We start from the raw sequence: 2,144 nt of genomic DNA, 5'->3' as shown, positions 1-2,144 counted from the left end.
CTCGCCAACCCCGACCTCGAACGCCCACGCGAGTGCGCAGCCTGCAATTGGCCGAACCGGCGCACGCGCAAGCTCGATGGGCTCGGCAGCGCGTCGGTCATGATCTTGATCTTCCGCTGCGCGAGTCCGGCCTGCCGGGTCGTATGGCGGGTGCTCCCGGCCTTCCTCGCACGGCACCTGTGGCGAACCTGGAACGCAATCATCCAGGCTCTCGACGACGCTCGTGAGCGCAACACGACGCCCAAGCCCACGCGCCAACGCTGGCAGAGGCGGCTGTGGGAGCGCGCCTCGATGCTGGTCGTGGTCCTCGGCCAGCTCGGGCCGACGCGTTCGCAGGCCGTGACCAGGCTCGGCATCGACGCCACGCGCCGCGGGGTCATCGACGCCTTCGGCGGCCGCCCTTGCCTCGCCGAGCTCGCGGCGCTCGTCGACCACCTCGCAGCGGGCGTGCGCGTCATGTGAGACGCGGGACACGGCGGCGACGTCGCTCGCCTCGACCGAAACCACCCCAAGTGGCGTCGGTCTCGGCCTAAGTCCGAGCGATGAACGACGACGACCGACAAAAGCTGACCTTGTGGCGCTACGCGATCCTCGGGCCGCTCGTCAGCGTGCGCCTCGAGCACGGTGACCTGCGCGAGCTCTTCACCGAGGCCGCGACCAAACACTACGAGCACCCGCTGCGAAGCGAGCTCGTGCAGGTCTCGGCCCGAACCATCGAGACTTGGTATTACCGCTACCACTCGGTCGGGCTGGCCGGCCTGGCGCCTCAGCCACGCAAGGATCGGGGGCAACCCCGCGAACTCGAGCCCGAGCTCGTCTCGCTGATCATCCGAGCCAAGCGCGAGAAGCCGCGCCGGTCGATCCGGCGGATCATCAAGATCCTCGAGCGCGCGCGCAAGGCCAAGCCTGGCGAGCTGAGCCGCTCGACGGTCCACCGCATCCTCGCGCGGACGGGGATCTCGCGCCGACCGACGCGCACGCCCAAGTCCGAGCGTCGGTCCTTCATCCTCGAGCATGCGGGTGATCTGTGGGTCGGCGACGTCAAACACGGCCCGCGGGTCATCCACGACCAGCGGGTGCGCAAGAGCTACTCGATCAACATCATCGATTGCGCGACACGCTTCATCGTCGCCAGCCGCATCTGCCTGAGCGAATGCGCGGTCGCCCACGAGGGCGTGCTCAAAGAGGCGCTTCGCACCTACGGCCGGCCGAGGGTCTACTACGTCGATCGCGGCGCGGCCTACAAGTCGAACTCGCTCGGCCAGATCTGCGCGGATCTGGGTATTCATCGCCTGCTCACCTTTCCGGGTGACCCCGAACCCAAAGGCGTGATCGAGCGCTGGCAACAAACCTGGGGCGCGGAGTTTTTGGATGAACTCCCCGACCACCCGCTCGCGCTCGCCGACCTTCAATCAAAGCACTGGGCCTGGCTCGCTCGCGAGTATCACGCCCGCGAACACGAGACGACCGAGCGCGCTCCGCTCGAGCACATGCTCGCCGAGGTCGCCAACGGACAGCTGCGCGAGCTCCCGCGTGACCTGAACCTCGACCGCGTGTTTTGGCATCGGGCCAAACGGAAGGTCCGCAAGAACGGGACCGTGCGCTTTGGTGGCCAGCTGCTCGAGGTCCAGGCCGAGCTCGTCGGCAAGCAAGTCGAGCTCCGCTGGGACCCCAACGAGCCCGAGCAACGGCCGCAGGTCTGGGTCGACGGCAGCTTCGTGTGCGACACCGTCGAGCTCGACCTGCTGGCCAACGCGAGCCGAAAGCGACGGGTGCTCCAGGTCGAGGTCGCGCCGCCGATCGAGCCCACGGGGCTCGACCCGCTCGGAGATCTCGAGCGCGAGCACTACGGCGCGAGCCAGGGAGAGCGACGATGACGGTCTATCGCAAGCGCTTCGGCCTCGCCCATGATCCGCTGCCGCGCGACGCCGCAGGCAAGTCTTTCTACGACGCCGACGATCGCTACGAGCGACTGCGCCGAACTTTCACGTACCTGGCCACGGTCCCCGGCCTCGGCCTGCTGACCGGCGACGCCGGCTCGGGGAAGACCGCGGCGCTGCGCAACCTGTGCGATCAACTCCCCGAGCCCGAGTATCGAATTGTGTATATCTGCGACACCTCGGTCACGCCTGCGGCGGTCTATC

At 68.1% G+C, this 2,144-nt stretch carries 2 protein-coding genes and 1 pseudogene; all 3 read left to right on the top strand.

Annotated elements, in window-relative coordinates; all coding sequences use genetic code 11:
- On the top strand, positions 1 to 462 hold a 462-nt coding region (locus DB30_RS40785), incomplete at its 5' end, for a hypothetical protein (RefSeq protein ID WP_205633217.1).
- 80 nt (positions 463 to 542) lie between these two features.
- Entirely contained in the window at positions 543 to 1,877 is a 1,335-nt protein-coding gene (locus tag DB30_RS40780) for a DDE-type integrase/transposase/recombinase (RefSeq protein WP_052559507.1), read from the top strand.
- Positions 1,874 to 2,144 (top strand): annotated as a pseudogene (locus tag DB30_RS40775) (AAA family ATPase); the annotation flags it as partial. The gene DB30_RS40780 and the pseudogene DB30_RS40775, both read left to right, overlap by 4 nt.

The organism is Enhygromyxa salina, from assembly GCF_000737335.2.
Classification (GTDB): domain Bacteria; phylum Myxococcota_A; class Polyangia; order Nannocystales; family Nannocystaceae; genus Plesiocystis; species Plesiocystis salina_C.
The sequence above is the reverse complement of the archived record's forward strand: the minus strand, read 5'-3'. Positions and strand labels throughout refer to the sequence as shown.

Coding starts and splice junctions, on each gene's coding strand:
- DB30_RS40780 (WP_052559507.1), top strand. CDS start 543: ATGAACGACGACGACCGACAAAAGCTGACCTTGTGGCGCTACGCGATC.